The following is a 15,198-nucleotide window of genomic DNA, read 5'->3' as shown; positions in this document are numbered from 1 at the left end:
CCCCAGCCCATCGTCGCCGAACAGACAGCGCCGCTCATGACCTGGGCCGTTCGCTGCCGACCACCCACAGGGCGTGGAACTGCGAGGCGCCGCCCATGGCGTGGCCGATGGCGCGCCGGGCGCCGGGGACCTGGTGTTCTCCGGCCATCCCGCGCACCTGCAGGGCGGCCTCCAGGAAGCGCACCAGACCCGTTGCGCCCGTGGGGTTTCCGGACAGGACGCCCCCGGAAGGGTTCACCGGCAGTCCGCCCTCGAACCGGGTGGTGCCGTCGTCGACCAGCTTCCAGCCCTCGTGCAGGGCGGCCAGGCCGATGTTCTCCATCCACATCGGCTCGTACCAGCTGTAGGGGATGTACAGCTCCGCGGTGTCGATCTCCCGTGCGGGATCGGCGATCCCGGCCTGCCGGTACGCGTCGGCGGCGCATTCCGCGCCCGCGCGCGGGTTCACCTCGTCACGCCCCGCGAAATGGCCGGTCTCGGTGCGGAAGGACATCCCGTGGATCCACGCGGGCGGATGCGCCGGGCTCCCGACGTCCCCGGCGCCGGTCAGCACGATGGCGGCGGCGCCGTCCGAGGACGGGCACGACTCGAGGTATCGGATCGGGTCCCACAGCATCCGGGACTCCCGCACCTTCTCGACCGAGACGTCCGGCATGTGCACGTGCGCATAGGGATTGCGCAGGGCGTTGCGCCGGTGATTCACCGCCACCTGCCAGCCGATGTGCTCGGGCGCCCCCGACCGGCGGATGTACTCGCGGATGACGGGCGCGAAATGCCCGCCCGCCCCGGCGCCGAGCTTGGCGCTGAACGGCAGCCCACGCGACAGCGCCCAGGTGAAATTGCCTTCGGACTCTTTCGAATACGCCGCCACCAGCACCCTGCGCGCCAGACCCGCCTCGATCAGGTGCGCGCCGTAGATGGCGGCGTGCCCGCCCACGCTGCCGCCGGTGAACACCCGCGTCACCGGAAGTCCGCGCGCACCGAGCGCTTCGGCGAGATACAGCTCCGGATTCATCACGCCGTCGAACAGGTCGGGCGTCTTGGACAGCACGATCGCGTCCACGTCACCCAGTTCCAGCCCGGCGTCGGACATCGCGGCCGCGACCGCCTCGCGCACCAGGGCCCCGATGGTCACCTCGCGGCGCTTGGCCTGCTTGCCCTGCCCGATGCCCACCACCGCGATCGGCTCACTCATGGCGCCCGCCTTCCGAATCCGCACCCGTCCCGATTCCGGGCCCGGCGCTCATGCGCGGTCGCCTTCCAGGAGACAGACCAGATTCTGTTGCAGCGCTTGGCCGTTCGTCGCGTGCGCGAGGGCGAGTCGGGCGCGGCCGGAATGGATCTCGCGGGCCGCCGCGCCGATGCGCAGCAGGCCGGTCGCCGTCGCCGGCCGACCGGCGAGCGGCCCACCCGACGGATTGATCGCCGTCGCGGCGCCCAGGCCGAATTCGCGGACCAGCAGCGGCTCCTGCGCGGAGTATTCGACGTGCAACTCCGCGACATCGACCTCGCCGGGCCCGAATCCCGCTGCCCGACCGGCACGTTCGGCCGCGAGAGCCGCGGACGGGGCGCGGGTGAGATCCCGAGATCCCGGGTAGTGCGCGTCCATTCTGTGGTCCATCCCGCGCACCCAGGCGGGCCGCTCGCAGAGACCCCGGGCGGCGTCGCCCGCCGCGAGCACGGCGACGGCGGCCGCGTCGCCGATCGGCGAAATATCATGGCGCCGTAGCGGAGAGGCCACATACGGCGCCGACAGCAGCGACTCGGCATCGTGGTCACCCGACACCTGCGCGTAGGGGTTGGACCGCGCATCCGACAGGCTGCGGGCGACGATGCGCGCCATCTCGGCCTCGGAGGTCACCCCCGCCTGCACCAGCGCACAGGCCTGCACCCCGGCGATCGCGTCCTGGTGCGGCCGCAACGGCGTCAGGTAGTACGGATCCAGCTGCGCGGGCACGACCTGGTCCAGATCGCCGGGGAGCGAACCCCTTCCGATGCCGTACACCAGCGCGATATCGCCCTGCCCGAGTTGCAGCCAGGTCCATGCCTCGTAGAACGCCCACGCCGCATCCATTTCGACATGCGACTCCGCGATCGGGGGCCAGGCGCCGGCAGCGTCGAGCGAATCGATGTAGGCGAAGGTGCGGCCCTCGTGGAAGTCGTGGCTGCCGGAGCAGACGAAATCCACTCGGTCCCGGTCGAGTTCGACGGCGGCCAGCGCTTCCCGGATCACCGGCAGCAGGATGCCCGCCATATCGTCACGCCGGTTGGCGGCCAGGCACGGCGACTGGGCGAAGGCGACGACGGCTGTCTCACGCATGCCGCACCCCCGCCGTGGGCCGATAGTGGCTGATACTCATCCACGAGGGCTCCAGATCGCCTTCCGCCCATACGGGTTCGACCTCCATGCCGATGTGCACGTCGGCGAGATCCACCTCACGGATCAGGTGCATCAGCCGAGTGTCGGCGCCGTGCGGCTGGATGTAGCCGACAGCGTAGGGCGGATCGATCTCCTGCCCCGGGAACGGAAAACTCACCACGCAGAAGGTCGAGACGGTACCGCGGCCGTCCAGCTCCGTGGGGGCCTCCAGTTCCACGAGGCAGCGGGCGCAGAACTCCGGCGCCGGGAGATACACATGGCGGCACGACGGGCAGGTGCGCGCGAGGAGCTGGCGCCGGGCCAGCCCCCGCAGGAAGGCCGAGCGACCGGTCCCCGCGACGAAGGTGTACTCCATCCGCAGGGGCGTCGGCATCAGCCGAACCGGTTCGGGCAGTGGGGATTTCATCACGCGGTCGCCTCCGGTTCCCAGCACGCGAGATCCCCCATCTCGCCGCGACGCTCCGCCGCCCAGCGCGCCCGCACCCGCAGGCCCCGATGGATTCGCGCCGGATCTCCGCCCACGTCCAGCGCGTGGAAGAACGTGCCCTCGGCGCCGTCGACGGCGATCAGCGCCCAGGCGAAGTCGCGGTCGACCGGATCGCCCTCCCGGTGCGGCACCCACGTCCACGATTCGACTGCCCCCACCGGGTCCAGTTCCACCAGCCCGACGGTCTCGCGACCGGTCACCGGGTCGAATTCGGCGGGCGGGCAGACCAGGGTGCCGCGGTCGGTGCGCGCACCGATGAGCCGCCGCTCCCGCAGCCCGCCGAGAAATGTTCCGACGATCGGCCCGACCGTTCTCTCGAGCGGGAACTCGATCTCGTACGGCGCGCACAGGCTCTCCGCGTCATCAGCCATTCGGCAGCTCCCTTCCTCCACGGGAGTCTGCCGCAATCAATTGATTGAATCAAGTGCTTGAACCTCTATTACAGTCAGCCCGCAACGGAGGCTGTGGCGGATCCCGTGACAGCCCGCGAGCTTCGACCGCTTCGTCGGCGGGCCTCCGGGGCGGGGACACGCTCCGCGATAGCTCGCGCCTCGGACCTCCACGGGAAGATCACGACTAGCGTTCACCGCATGAGTGGTGTCAGCGATCCGCCGGACCCGGACAACACCGCGACCGCACACACCGACACCGGCCCGCTGCATCCCACGGCGGACCGCAGCGCGGTCAACAAGCCCGTGTTCATCGCGGCCGCGGGCATCGTCCTCGCCTTCGCGATCTGGGCGCTCATCTCGCCGGAAAGCGCCGAAACCGTCGTCGGCGAGGTCAAGACCTTCATCTCGACCTGGTTCGGGTGGTGGTATTTCGTACTCGGCACGCTCCTCGTCGGCCTCGTCGTATTCCTCGGCGCCAGCAGATACGGCAACTTCCGGCTGGGGCCGGAGGAATCCCGCCCCGAGTTCAGCCTCTTCACCTGGACGGCAATGCTGTTCGCCGCGGGCATCGGCATCGACCTGATGTTCTTCTCGGTGGCCGAGCCGGTCTACAACTACATCAAGCCGCCCGTCGGCCCGGCCGAGACCAACGACGCCGCCCGCGAGGCGGTGACCTGGACGATCTTCCACTACGGCGTCACCGGCTGGGCGATGTACGCGCTCATGGGAGGCGCGCTGGCCTACTTCGCGTTCCGGCGCAATCTGCCGCTCACCATCCGGGCCGCGCTGCACCCGGTCTTCGGCAAGCGCATCCACGGCCGCTGGGGCGACGCCATCGACGTCGCCGCCGTGCTGGGCACCATCTTCGGCATCGCCACCTCCCTGGGGATCGGTGTCGTGCAGCTCAATTACGGCCTGCACGAGATGTTCGGCATCGCCCAGGGCAAGGCGGCGCAGATCGGGCTCATCGCGCTGTCGATCGTCATCACGACAATCTCGGCGACGACGGGTGTCGACAAGGGCATCCGGCGGTTGTCGGAACTCAACGTGATCATGGCGATCGCGCTGCTGATCTACATCCTGGTGGCGGGCCGCACCGACTTTCTGCTCAACGGGCTCACCGTGAACACCGGCGACTACATCTCGACCTTCCTCGATCGCACGCTCGACACCTTCGCCTGGGACCGCAATCCGGAGACGGCCAACCAGCCGAGCGCCTGGCTCGACTCGTGGACGCTGTTCTTCTGGGCGTGGTGGGTGGCGTGGGCGCCGTTCGTCGGCCTGTTCCTCGCGCGCATCTCCCGCGGCCGCACACTGCGGCAGTTCATCTTCGGGGTGCTCGTCGTACCGTTCAGCTTCATCGTCATGTGGATCTCGATCTTCGGCAACAGCGCGCTGGACGTCGCCCGCGGCGACAAGGAGTTCGCCACGACCACCGCCGAGCGGGCGGAGGTCGGCTTCTACTCGCTGCTCGAGCAGTACCCCGGCGCGCCGCTGCTGCTCGGCATCGCGACCTTCACCGGTCTGCTGTTCTATGTCACGAGCGCCGATTCCGGATCGCTGGTGATGGGCAACTTCACCTCGCGGCTGCCCGACCCGATGGCCGACTGCGCGACCAGCACCCGCATCTTCTGGTCGGCGGCGATCGGCGTGCTCACGCTGTCGATGCTGTTCGCCGGGGAGGGCGGATCCATCACCACGCTGCAGAACGCCACCATCATCATGGGGCTGCCGTTCTCGTTCATCCTCGGACTCATCGGCTTCGCGCTGCTGCGCTCCCTGCACACCGAGTCCTACAAGCTCGACAGCTACCGCACGACGCTGCCGAAGGCGATCGCGGCCGGGCGCGGCACCGGGCACGGCAACTGGCGCCGCCGGTTGCTGGCGACCACCCAGTACCCCGGGGCGACGGCGACCCGGAAGTTCGTCACCAACACCGTCATTCCGGCGGTGCGCGAGGTCGCCGACGAGTTCACCCGCACCGGATTCACCGCGACGGTCGACGAATCCGGCCGCAGCGAGGGCATGCCGTCCCCGACCCTGCTCGTCGACCAGGCCAGCGACCCCCGCTTCGAATACTGCGTCTGGCCGGTGTCGGCGCCCGCCCCGACCTACGCGGTGCTCGCGCAGCGCTCCGCCGACCGCTACTTCCGCTGCGAGGTGTACCTGGCCGAGGGCTCGCAGGGCTACTCGCTCAACGGGTACACCCGCGAGCAGATCATCGGCGACATCCTCGACCAGTACGAGCGCCACCTCGCCTACCTGCACCTGCGGCGCTCCGCGACCGACCACTACGAGCCGAACCCCGACGATGCCGAAGTGACCGACAGCGATCCTGAAGGGACACCGACTGCACATGAGTGAGCGCAGCGAGCGAACATCGACGCAGGCGACCATGAGCGAAACCCTCTACATCGACGGCGCCTGGCGCCCCGCCGCATCCGGCGCGACCCGCGAGATCCGTTGTCCCGCGGACAATTCCGTCGTCGGCATCGTGGCCGAGGCGGACGCGGCCGATACCGAGGCCGCCATCGCCGCCGCCCGCCGCGCCTTCGACGGCGGGCCCTGGCGGCAGACCGCGGCGGCCGAGCGCGGGGATCTGCTGCTGCGGGTCGCCGCCGCGATCGACACGCGGCGCGACGAATTCGTCCGCGCCGAGACCCTCGACACCGGCAAGCGCCCGTACGAATCGGATATCGACATGTCCGATATCGCGAACTGCTTCCGGTACTTCGGCAAGCTGGCCGCCGAGGACGCCGGGCGCGTGGTCGATGCCGGGTCCCCCGATGTCGACTCCCGGATCGTGTACGAGCCGGTCGGCGTGTGCGGGCTGATCACCCCGTGGAACTATCCGCTGCTGCAGGCGGCGTGGAAGGTCGCGCCCGCGCTGGCCGCGGGCAACACGTTCGTGCTGAAACCCGCTGAGCTGACGCCGCATACCGCGATCCTGCTGCTGTCGGTGCTGCACGATCTCGAGGTGCCGCCCGGGGTGGCCAATCTCGTGCTCGGCGCGGGCGCCACCGCGGGCGCGCCGCTGTCGGCACATCCCGATGTCGACCTGGTCTCCTTCACCGGTGGCCTGGTCACCGGCAGGGTCATCGCCCGCGAGGCGGCGGCGACGGTCAAGAAGGTTGCGCTCGAACTCGGCGGCAAGAATCCCAACGTCGTCTTCGCCGACGCCTGCGATACCGACGAGCGGCTGGCCGCGACGGTCGACAACGCCCTGAACGCGGCGTTCCTGCACTCCGGCCAGGTGTGCTCGGCGGGCGCCCGGCTGGTGATCGAGGCGTCGGCGCACGACCGCTTCGTCGACGAGCTGGTGCGGCGCGCCGAGCAGATCCGGATCGGCCTGCCCTTCGCCGAGGGCACCGAGACCGGCCCGCTCATCTCCGCCGCGCACCGGGACAAGGTGCACGCCTACGTCGAACAGGCGCGCGCCGACGGCGCCGTCATCCGCACCGGCGGCGCGTTCGCCACCGGCGACCAGGGGTCCGGCGGCCTCGACGACGGCTGGTTCTACCTGCCGACCGTCATCGACGGCGCCACCCGTGCGATGGCGTGCGTGCACGACGAGGCGTTCGGGCCGACCGTGACCGTCGAGACCTTCACCACCGAGGACGAGGCCGTCGCCATCGCCAACGACACCGAATACGGCCTGGCGGGCGCGGTCTGGTCGGCCGATGCCGCGCGCGCCCGCCGCATCGCCGCCCGGCTGCGGCACGGCACGGTGTGGGTCAACGATTTCGGGCCCTACCTGCCCCAGGCCGAGTGGGGCGGATACGGGCGGTCCGGTGTCGGCCGCGAGCTGGGACCGTCCGGGCTGCACGAGTACCGCGAGGCCAAGCACGTCTACGAGAATCTCCGGCCGGGTGTCACCGGCTGGTTCGCCGAGCGAGGGGAGCAGAAGTGACCGAGCACTACGACTACGTCGTCGTCGGCGGCGGCTCCGCGGGTGCGGCCGTCGCGTCCCGGCTGTCCGAGGATCCGTCGGTGACGGTCTGCCTGCTCGAGGCCGGGCCCTCCGACGTCGGTGACGAGGCGATCCTGCGACTCGACCGCTGGATGGAACTGCTCGAGTCCGGCTACGACTGGGACTATCCGATCGAACCGCAGGAGAACGGCAACTCGTTCATGCGGCACGCCCGCGCGAAGGTGCTCGGCGGCTGCTCGTCGCACAACAGCTGCATCGCGTTCTGGGCGCCGCGCGAGGACCTCGACTCCTGGGAACGCGACCACGGTTGCGCCGGTTGGGGTTCGGACTCGGTGTACCGGCTGTACCCCCGGATCGAGACCAACGACGCGCCCGGTGACCATCACGGCCGCAGCGGGCCCGTGCACATCATGACGGTGCCGCCGGACGATCCGTGCGGGGTCGCCGTGCTCGACGCGTGCGAGGCCGTCGGGATCCCGCGGGCCGAGTTCAACTCGGGGCGCACGGTCGTCAACGGCGCCAACTTCTTTCAGATCAACAGCCGCGCGGACGGTACCCGCTCGTCCTCGTCGGTGAGCTACCTGCACCCGAATCTGGACCGGCCGAACCTCACCGTACGTACGGGCTCGTGGGCGAAGCGGATCATCATCGAAGACATGCGCGCCGTCGGCGTCGAGATCACCGACAACGCGTTCGGCCGCTCCACCCCGATCGCGGCCGATCGCGAGGTCATCGTCTCCGCCGGGGCCATCGACTCGCCGAAGCTGCTCATGCTGTCGGGCATCGGACCGGCGGACCACCTGCGCGAGAACGAGATCGACGTGCTGGTCGACTCTCCCGGGGTCGGCGCCCACCTGCAGGATCATCCGGAAGGCGTCATCGGTTTCGAGACGAAGCGGAAGATGTTGCGCCGCTCGACGCAGTGGTGGGAGGCGGGCATCTTCACCACCACCGTCGACGGGCTCGACCGGCCGGACCTGATGATGCACTACGGCAGCGTGCCCTTCGATATGCACACGCTGCGGCAGGGCTACCCCACCGCCGACGAGACCTTCTGTCTCACACCGAATGTCACCCACGCCCGCTCCCGGGGCACGGTCCGGCTGCGCTCGCGCGACTTCCGCGACAAGCCGCGCGTCGACCCGCGCTACTTCACCGATCCCGAGGGTCACGATCTGCGCGTGATGATCGCCGGGCTGCGTAAGGCGCGCGAGATCGCCGCGGCCGCACCGCTTTCCGATTGGGTGGCGCGCGAACTGTATCCGGGGCCGGACGCGCAGACCGACGGCGAGCTGGCCGACTACATCCGCCGCACCCACAACACCGTCTACCACCCGGCGGGAACGGTCCGGATGGGTGCCGTCGACGACCCGATGAGCCCGCTGGATCCGCAGTTGCGGGTGAAGGGCATCGACGGCCTGCGCGTCGCCGACGCCTCGGTGTTCCCCGAGCACACCACGGTGAACCCGAACATCACCGTGATGCTCGTCGGCGAGCGCTGCGCCGAACTGGTCGCCGCGCGCTGACCGGTGATGCGCCCGAGCACCGCCGAGGCGGCACCGATACACTGGCGGCCGCTCGAAAGATGCTGAATGCCAACGTATAGCGATCAACAGGTGATGTGACGGCGATGGGCGAGACAAGGACCCCGGTCCGCGTACAGATGCGGTTCGCGCACGGCGGAGTCGTGCTCCGCTATCGCGCCACCCCGACCATCGCGGCTCGCCTGGCGATTGAACTCCCCCAGCACGGCGTCGACGTCCACATCGACGACGAGGTCACCGATCTGCTGGCCGATCTTCCCCACCCCGAACTGTGGTCCTCATGACTCCACCACGCCCGTAGCGGTCAGGTTGCCCCGCCGGGCACCGATCTCACAATCCGGGGTGCTGTCTCGTCGTACAGGTGCGGACAGACAACCCAAGAAGGGCGGCGGGACCATGACCACCCCATCGGCATCGAACGACGGGCTCGATCCGGGCCTGAGCGCGATCATGAGCGAGCGGCGCCAGCTGATCAATGTGGCGTACCGGCTGCTCGGCTCGCTGTCGGAGGCCGAGGACGTGGTGCAGGAGACCTATGCCCGCTGGTACGCCATGTCCGAGTCGCGGCGGGCCGCCGTCGAGTCCCCGGGCGGCTGGCTGACCACCGTCGCCAGCCGCATCTGTCTCGACCTGTTGCGCTCGGCGCGGGTGCGCCGGGAAAGCTATGTGGGCGAATGGGTTCCGGAGCCGCTGCCCGAGAGCACGGAATGGCGCGCCGGGGCGGGCGGCGCCGATCCGGCCGACCGGATCACCCTGGACGAGTCGGTCACGATGGCCTTCCTCGTCGTGCTCGAATCGATGACCCCGGCCGAACGCGTCGCGCTGATCCTGCACGACGTCTTCGGCTACTCTTTCGCCGAGGTGGGCGAGATCGTCGGCCGCTCCCCGGCGGCGTGCCGCCAGCTGGCCGCGTCGGCCCGCCGCCGCACCCGGGCGGCGGGCGACCCCGGCGCCCCGGCGTCCGAGCGCGCCGAGGTCGTCCGGGAGTTCAAGCGGGCATGGGAGGCTCAGGACCTCGAGGGCCTTCTCGGCCTCCTCGACCCCGACGCCACGGTGGTCAGCGACGGCGGCGGCCTCGTCCGGGCGGCGCTGCACCCGGTCGAGGGCAGCGAGCGGATCGCCCGCTACCTCCTCGATCTCGCCGTCCGGGTGCCGGGCATGACGATCCTCGATCGCACGGTCAACGGCCAGCCCGGCCTGGTGCTGCGGCACGGGGGTCGCACGGTGACGGTCATGGCGTTCGACATCGCCGACGGCCGGATCAGGCATATCTGGGGAGTCCGCAATCCGGACAAGCTCCGGCCGTGGACGGCGAGTTGATCAGGCGTCCTTCGCGATGACCACGTCGACGACCACGCCGTAGTGGTCGCTGGGCCACACGCCGTCGGCGGGCCGATCGAAAGCGAGACTCGCGGAACGGATCTCGCGGCAGCGGCACCTCGGCCGCCAGTGTGCACCAGGGCACGTCGGCCGCGCCCGCCACGCGCAGATCCAGGACCTCCACCACCCTGTGGGGCCAGCGCGAGGCCACCGCGTTGCCGCCGTAGCGGTCCGCGAACGGCGGCGTATACGCCATGACCTCGGACTGATGGGTGCCGCGCAGGCCGGTACCCTCCAGCAGTTCCGCGAGGTGCCGGGTGTCGACAACCTCCTGCAGCGCAACGAGATCCGGTTCGAGGCGACGCAGCTCCCGGTTGAGCGCGCCGAGCCGCCGGGGATCACCCTCCCGGCTCTGCACATTGATCGTGACTATCCGCAAACGCATGTATTACTCCAGAGATTCGACGGGACGACGCCCGGGCACCGGTGGACGATGCCCGAGCGTCACGGCGCTAGACGACGTACTGCCCCGCTCTGTATTCGCCCCCGTGCTGCCGGGTGATGACATTGAGTCGGTTGAAGGCGTTGATATTGGCGATGAGCGCCACCAGCGCGCCGAGCTGCTCCTCGTCGTAGTGCCGCACCGCGTCCGCCCACACCTCGTCGGACACTCCCCCGGCGCCGTCGGCGAGCCGGGTGCCCGCCTCTGTCAGGGCCAGCGCCGCGCGCTCCGCGTCGGTGAACACCGTGGCCTCGCGCCAGACCGCGACCAGGTGCAGGCGCCCCGCGGTCTCCCCGTCGGCCGCGGCCTCCTTGGTGTGAATATCGACGCAGTGGCCGCATCCGTTGATCTGGCTGGCTCGCAGCCGCACCAGTTCCTGCGTCCGCCGCGGCAATGCCGTGTCCCCGAGCGCCTTGCCCGCGGAGACGAGATATTTCAGCGACCTGGCCGCCACCGGATTGTCGAACAGATTCATACGGGCTTCCATGCCGGGCTCCTTGCCGTTGTGACGGGATACATTCCTCCGACGAGAGAACCCGGCCGGGTGTGAGGCGTGCGCGACGCGGGTCGTCACCGACCTCAGGGTCGAGGTCGAGTATCTGGTGAAGGAGGACGAGGGCCACGGGTTCGTGAACCCGGACAACCGGATCGACATGTTCCGTGCGGTCGAGCGGTTCCTCGCAACACACCTGGGCGGCGAGCGATGACGCCCGCGAGTCGTGTTGCAGCGTCCGCGCGCGGTCACCCGTCGAGGAATCGGGACAGCTCCGCGGTGACGAACCCGGGGTTCTCCTCGACGAGCCAGTGCCCCGCGTTCGGCACGTCCACTGCGCGCACAATATCGGTCATGCGCGGGGCGGCCGTCGCCCGGACCGCGTCGATCTGTCCCTGTGCGCTCATGAGCAGGGCCGGGACGCGCACCGGCGCCGCCGCCGCGGTGTCGCGAACGTCCTTGTCGAGGGCACGGTAGAGCTCGAAACCGCCCGAGAGGACCTCGGGCCTGCTGTAGGTCCGCGCGTACTCGTCGATCTCGGCGGCGGTGAACGGGGAGCGGTCCGAGGTGCCGCCGAAGGCCGTGCCGCCGAAGGAGACCTGGGGGTAGAACAGCGCCAGGTACTCGCGGACGTCGTCGCCCACCACCGCCTCGGGTACCCGCCGCTGCGAGTGGAAGGCGATGTGCCAGCTCATCGTGCGATACGTGGCCGCGTCGATCCCCGGCCCGGGCAGCGGCAGGTCCAGATAGGCGAGAGCGGCTGTGTCGCCGGGGAATTGGCTGGCGTACTGGAAGGCGACCGCGGCGCCGAAGTCGTGCCCGACGACGCGGGCGTCGCGGATCCCGAGCCGGTCGGCGATCAGGGCGTGCACGTACCGCGCCAGGGTCGCCTTGTCGTAGCCGGTCGGCGCGCCGCTGCTGTCGCCGAGTCCGGGCAGGTCGACGGCGTAGACGGTGTGGCGTTCGGCGAGCGCGGGCATGATCGGCCACCAGCCGTACCAGGTCTGCGGCCAGCCGTGGATCAGCACCACCGGGCTGCCGCTGCCGCCCTTCACGTAATGCATACGGACGCCGTCGATCTCGGCGAACTCGTGCCGGAAGGCGCTGTCGAACTTCGGATCGCCCTGGGTGGCGGCGGCGTAGGGCGGGACACCGGCGGCGGTCGGTGTGGAGCAGGCGGCGTTGCCGACCGCGAGCAGCAGGGCGAGTGCGACGGTCGCCGCCGTGCGATGTTCGGTAGTCATATGTTCCTGTCCTCGAATGACTTTCGGGCTCAGCGCCCGGTCGTGCCGTCGATCAGTTCGCGGAGGATGTCCGCGTGACCGGCGTGGCGGCCGGTCTCCTCGATCATGTGGGTGAGTGCCCAGCGCACGGTGGGCGCGGCGCGGCCCCGCCGCGGGAGCGGCGCGCCGAGATCGGCGCATCCGTCGAGCACCGCGTCGGCGCGCTCGACCGCCTCCCGGTAGCGGGCAACGACCTCGGCCACACTGTCCTCCGGTGCGGCGCGAAAGGTCGCGGGCCAGTCGACGACGTCGTCCCCGAGGAATATCGCGCGTTCGACAAAGGTCAGGTGCGTGAGCAGCCCGAGCAGGGTGGTGCCCGAGGGCACGGCGGCGGATCGCACCTGCGGTTCGGGGGCGCCGTCGACCTTCGCGGCGATCGAGGCGCGCAGGTAGTCCAGGAAACCGCGCAGGACCTCGGTCTCGCTGCTCCCGGTGCGGGGCGGCGGGGTGTCGCGGCGCCACCTCCGCCGGGCCAGCCACAGCGCGTCGCCGCCGTCGCCGCAGCCGAGGTCCAGCGCGTCGCCGCCGGACAGCTCCGAAACCGCCTCTACGAGACGGATATTCGGCTTCGGATCGGTGGCGGCCGGTCGACCGGCGTAGACCCCGTCCCAGAACGCGACCGCATCGGTGGTGCTCATCGGACTCCTTCCGTCGGGAACTCGCCCAGTCTCGACGGAATCGATGCGATCTGGCACGCAAACTTGCCGTTCTGGCAAGGTGGAGTCGTGGACCACATGACCGAAGAGGTGCTCGACGCCGTGGGCCCCCGGCTGCGCGCGCTGCGCCGCGACCGCGGCATCACCCTCGCCGCCCTCGCCGCGACGACCGGGGTGTCGGAGAGCACCCTGTCCCGGCTGGAGAGCGGGCAGCGCCGCGCGACCCTGGAGTTGCTGTTACCGCTGGCCCGCGCCTACGACGTCCCCCTGGACGAACTGGTCGGCGCCCCGCGCACCGGGGATCCCCGGATCCACCTGAGACCGATCCATCGCTACGGGATGACCTTCATACCGCTGTCCCGGCGGCCCGGCGGCATCCAGGCGTTCAAGATGCTCATCCCGGCCCGCCCGGAACCGCTCGAACCGACCCCGCAGACCCACGACGGCTTCGAATGGCTCTACGTCCTCAACGGCCGCCTGCGGCTGGTGCTCGGCGAACGCGATATGACGCTGCCGCCGGGCGAGGCGGCCGAATTCGACACCTCCCTGCCGCACTGGCTGGGCAGCGCCGACGGCGGCGCGGTCGAACTGCTCATCCTGTTCGGCCTGCAGGGGATGCGCGCGCACGTGCGCGCCGACACCCACCGATAGTCCCGCGATTACCGGTTCGCGCCTGTGACAACCGAATTCGGCTGCCGGACCACCCGGTGGTCCGCGAGGTCCATCCGGCGCGTGCGGCGCGTGAACTGAGCCGCGAAGCCCGGCCAGAACGCGAAGACGCGGCCCGTCCGGCCCATGAAGTAGCTGCGGCAGCCGCCCGCGGCCCACACCGACGCGCTCAGCTCTCGGTCGAGCCGGGCGTTGAACGCGGCCTGCACCTCCGGCTTCACATCGATGCTGCCGATCCCGGTTCCGGTGACCTTGTTCAGCGCGTCGACGATGTAGGCGAGCTGCGCCTCGATCGTGACCACCGCGGAGGTGTACGGCACGGAATTCGGTCCCAGGAGCATGAACAGATTCGGCAGCCCGCTGACCATCGTGCCCAGGTACGCCTCCGGATCACCGGCCCACAGCTGTGCCAGGGACTTGCCGTCGCGGCCGACGATGCGTTCGCCGATGGGGTGATCGCTCACCCGGAATCCGGTGCCGTAGATGATCGTATCGACCGGGTGGTGCACACCGTCGGCGGTGACGATGCCCGTCGCGTCGATCCGGTCGATGGCGGAGGTGACCACCTCCACGTTCGGCTGGACCAGCGCCGGATAGTAGGTGTCGGAGAAGGTCGGCCGCTTGCAGCCGAATCGATACGTCGGCGTCAGAGCCTCCCGCAGCCGCGCGTCGCTGACGCTGCGGCGAATATTGCGGCGGGCCGATCCTTCCAGTCCCGCAAGCAGATTCGGATGCCTGGCGAACAGCGGCACCAGCGCCTCGAAGATCGTGGCGAGCATCCGGCGGGCCGCTCGCTGCACCGCGGGCACCCGCCGCCACAGGGCCCGCACCCGCGGGCTCGTCGGCTTGTCCATATTCGGGGCGACCCAGATCGGCGTGCGCTGGAAGACCGACAGGCGCCCGACCCGCGGCTGGATCTGCGGGATGAACTGCACCGCCGAGGCGCCTGTGCCGATGACCGCCACCCGGCGGCCGGTCAGGTCGTGGTCGTGGTCCCAGTGCGCGGAATGGAATGCGGTCCCGGTGAATTCGTCGATACCCGGGAACTCCGGCACCGACGGCGCGCTGAACGGGCCGAATCCGGCCACGACGAACTGCGCGTGCACCTCACCGGCATTCGTCCGCACGATCCACTGCTGCGCATCCTCGTCCCAGAGGCAGTGCGCCACTTCGCAATCGAAGCGGATATGGGTCAGCACCCCGAACCGTTCGGCGGTCTGCCGCAGGTATGCCTGGATCTCGGCCTGCAGAGGGTAGAACCGGCTCCACTCCGGGTTCGGCGCGAACGAGTACGAATACAACGGCGACGGCACATCACACTGCGCACCCGGATACGTGTTGACCTGCCACGTCCCGCCGACATCCGATTCCCGTTCCAGCACAACGAAATCGGTGAACCCGTTCTCCCGTAGCCGGATCGCCGCCCCGAGCCCCCCGAACCCTGCCCCGATCACCACCACCTGCACCCGATCCGGAATCCCTCCGGTCATTGTGCGTATCCGTCCGTCGAGTGAGGTGTGCCAGCCATGCGGTAACCGTAC

At 70.0% G+C, this 15,198-nt stretch carries 15 protein-coding genes; 6 read left to right on the top strand and 9 right to left on the bottom strand.

What is annotated here, in order from left to right; genetic code table 11:
• Positions 1 to 34: 34 nt before the first annotated feature.
• From ACYVLQ_RS01765 to ACYVLQ_RS01750, 4 genes are read right to left on the bottom strand one after another with little or no spacing between them, the layout of a single operon-like run.
• Positions 35 to 1,195 (bottom strand): thiolase domain-containing protein, encoded by a 1,161-nt coding sequence (locus tag ACYVLQ_RS01765; RefSeq protein WP_460695563.1) that lies wholly within the window; start codon positions 1,193 to 1,195, stop codon positions 35 to 37.
• A gap of 48 nt (positions 1,196 to 1,243) precedes the next feature.
• A complete protein-coding gene (locus ACYVLQ_RS01760) occupies positions 1,244 to 2,320 on the bottom strand; it encodes a lipid-transfer protein (protein ID WP_460695562.1) in 1,077 nt (358 codons plus the stop codon).
• A complete protein-coding gene (locus ACYVLQ_RS01755; protein ID WP_460695609.1) occupies positions 2,313 to 2,786 on the bottom strand; it encodes a Zn-ribbon domain-containing OB-fold protein in 474 nt (157 codons plus the stop codon). Before ACYVLQ_RS01755 ends, ACYVLQ_RS01760 begins: the two co-directional genes overlap by 8 nt.
• Positions 2,786 to 3,238: a Zn-ribbon domain-containing OB-fold protein gene (locus ACYVLQ_RS01750; protein ID WP_460695561.1), complete on the bottom strand. Its 453-nt coding sequence runs from the start codon at positions 3,236 to 3,238 to the stop codon at positions 2,786 to 2,788. Before ACYVLQ_RS01750 ends, ACYVLQ_RS01755 begins: the two co-directional genes overlap by 1 nt.
• 219 nt (positions 3,239 to 3,457) lie before the next feature.
• On the opposite strand from ACYVLQ_RS01750, the gene betT reads away from it, so the two are divergent.
• The 5 genes from betT (at position 3,458) to sigJ (ending at position 10,054) form a co-directional block, all read left to right on the top strand.
• The gene (betT, locus tag ACYVLQ_RS01745; protein WP_460695560.1) at positions 3,458 to 5,623 is read left to right on the top strand and encodes a choline BCCT transporter BetT; all 2,166 of its coding nucleotides are present in this window, start codon (positions 3,458 to 3,460) and stop codon (positions 5,621 to 5,623) included.
• A gap of 31 nt (positions 5,624 to 5,654) precedes the next feature.
• Positions 5,655 to 7,169, top strand: coding sequence for an aldehyde dehydrogenase family protein (locus ACYVLQ_RS01740; RefSeq protein ID WP_460695608.1), 1,515 nt, complete (start codon positions 5,655 to 5,657; stop codon positions 7,167 to 7,169).
• Positions 7,166 to 8,716, top strand: a complete 1,551-nt coding sequence (locus ACYVLQ_RS01735; RefSeq protein WP_460695559.1) for a GMC family oxidoreductase — start codon at positions 7,166 to 7,168, stop codon at positions 8,714 to 8,716. The genes ACYVLQ_RS01740 and ACYVLQ_RS01735 overlap by 4 nt, the downstream gene beginning before the upstream one ends.
• A gap of 104 nt (positions 8,717 to 8,820) precedes the next feature.
• Complete coding sequence (locus ACYVLQ_RS01730; RefSeq protein WP_460695558.1) at positions 8,821 to 9,018, top strand: hypothetical protein; 198 nt, start codon at positions 8,821 to 8,823, stop codon at positions 9,016 to 9,018.
• Between the two features lie 112 nt (positions 9,019 to 9,130).
• The gene (gene sigJ / locus ACYVLQ_RS01725; protein ID WP_460695557.1) at positions 9,131 to 10,054 is read left to right on the top strand and encodes an RNA polymerase sigma factor SigJ; all 924 of its coding nucleotides are present in this window, start codon (positions 9,131 to 9,133) and stop codon (positions 10,052 to 10,054) included.
• On the opposite strand, the gene ACYVLQ_RS01720 is transcribed toward sigJ, so the two are convergent.
• The 4 genes from ACYVLQ_RS01720 to ACYVLQ_RS01705 form a co-directional block, all read right to left on the bottom strand.
• Complete coding sequence (locus ACYVLQ_RS01720; protein WP_460695556.1) at positions 9,996 to 10,499, bottom strand: endonuclease/exonuclease/phosphatase family protein; 504 nt, start codon at positions 10,497 to 10,499, stop codon at positions 9,996 to 9,998. The two genes, sigJ and ACYVLQ_RS01720, sit on opposite strands and share 59 nt — an antisense overlap.
• 67 nt (positions 10,500 to 10,566) lie before the next feature.
• A complete protein-coding gene (locus ACYVLQ_RS01715; protein WP_460695555.1) occupies positions 10,567 to 11,043 on the bottom strand; it encodes a carboxymuconolactone decarboxylase family protein in 477 nt (158 codons plus the stop codon).
• Between the two features lie 254 nt (positions 11,044 to 11,297).
• Complete coding sequence (locus ACYVLQ_RS01710; RefSeq protein WP_460695554.1) at positions 11,298 to 12,293, bottom strand: alpha/beta fold hydrolase; 996 nt, start codon at positions 12,291 to 12,293, stop codon at positions 11,298 to 11,300.
• A 29-nt stretch (positions 12,294 to 12,322) separates the two neighbouring features.
• On the bottom strand, positions 12,323 to 12,808 hold the full coding sequence (locus tag ACYVLQ_RS01705) for a DinB family protein (protein WP_460695607.1): 486 nt from the start codon (positions 12,806 to 12,808) through the stop codon (positions 12,323 to 12,325).
• Positions 12,809 to 13,066: 258 nt separating this feature from the next.
• Between ACYVLQ_RS01705 and ACYVLQ_RS01700 the strand changes: the two genes are divergently transcribed.
• Positions 13,067 to 13,639, top strand: a complete 573-nt coding sequence (locus tag ACYVLQ_RS01700; protein WP_460695606.1) for a helix-turn-helix domain-containing protein — start codon at positions 13,067 to 13,069, stop codon at positions 13,637 to 13,639.
• 8 nt (positions 13,640 to 13,647) lie between these two features.
• On the opposite strand, the gene ACYVLQ_RS01695 is transcribed toward ACYVLQ_RS01700, so the two are convergent.
• Positions 13,648 to 15,147, bottom strand: coding sequence for a flavin-containing monooxygenase (locus ACYVLQ_RS01695; RefSeq protein WP_460695553.1), 1,500 nt, complete (start codon positions 15,145 to 15,147; stop codon positions 13,648 to 13,650).
• Positions 15,148 to 15,198: the final 51 nt, after the last annotated feature.

This window comes from Nocardia thraciensis (assembly GCF_054782435.1).
Note: the sequence above shows the minus strand (reverse complement) of the source record. Positions and strands in the feature narration are given on the sequence as shown.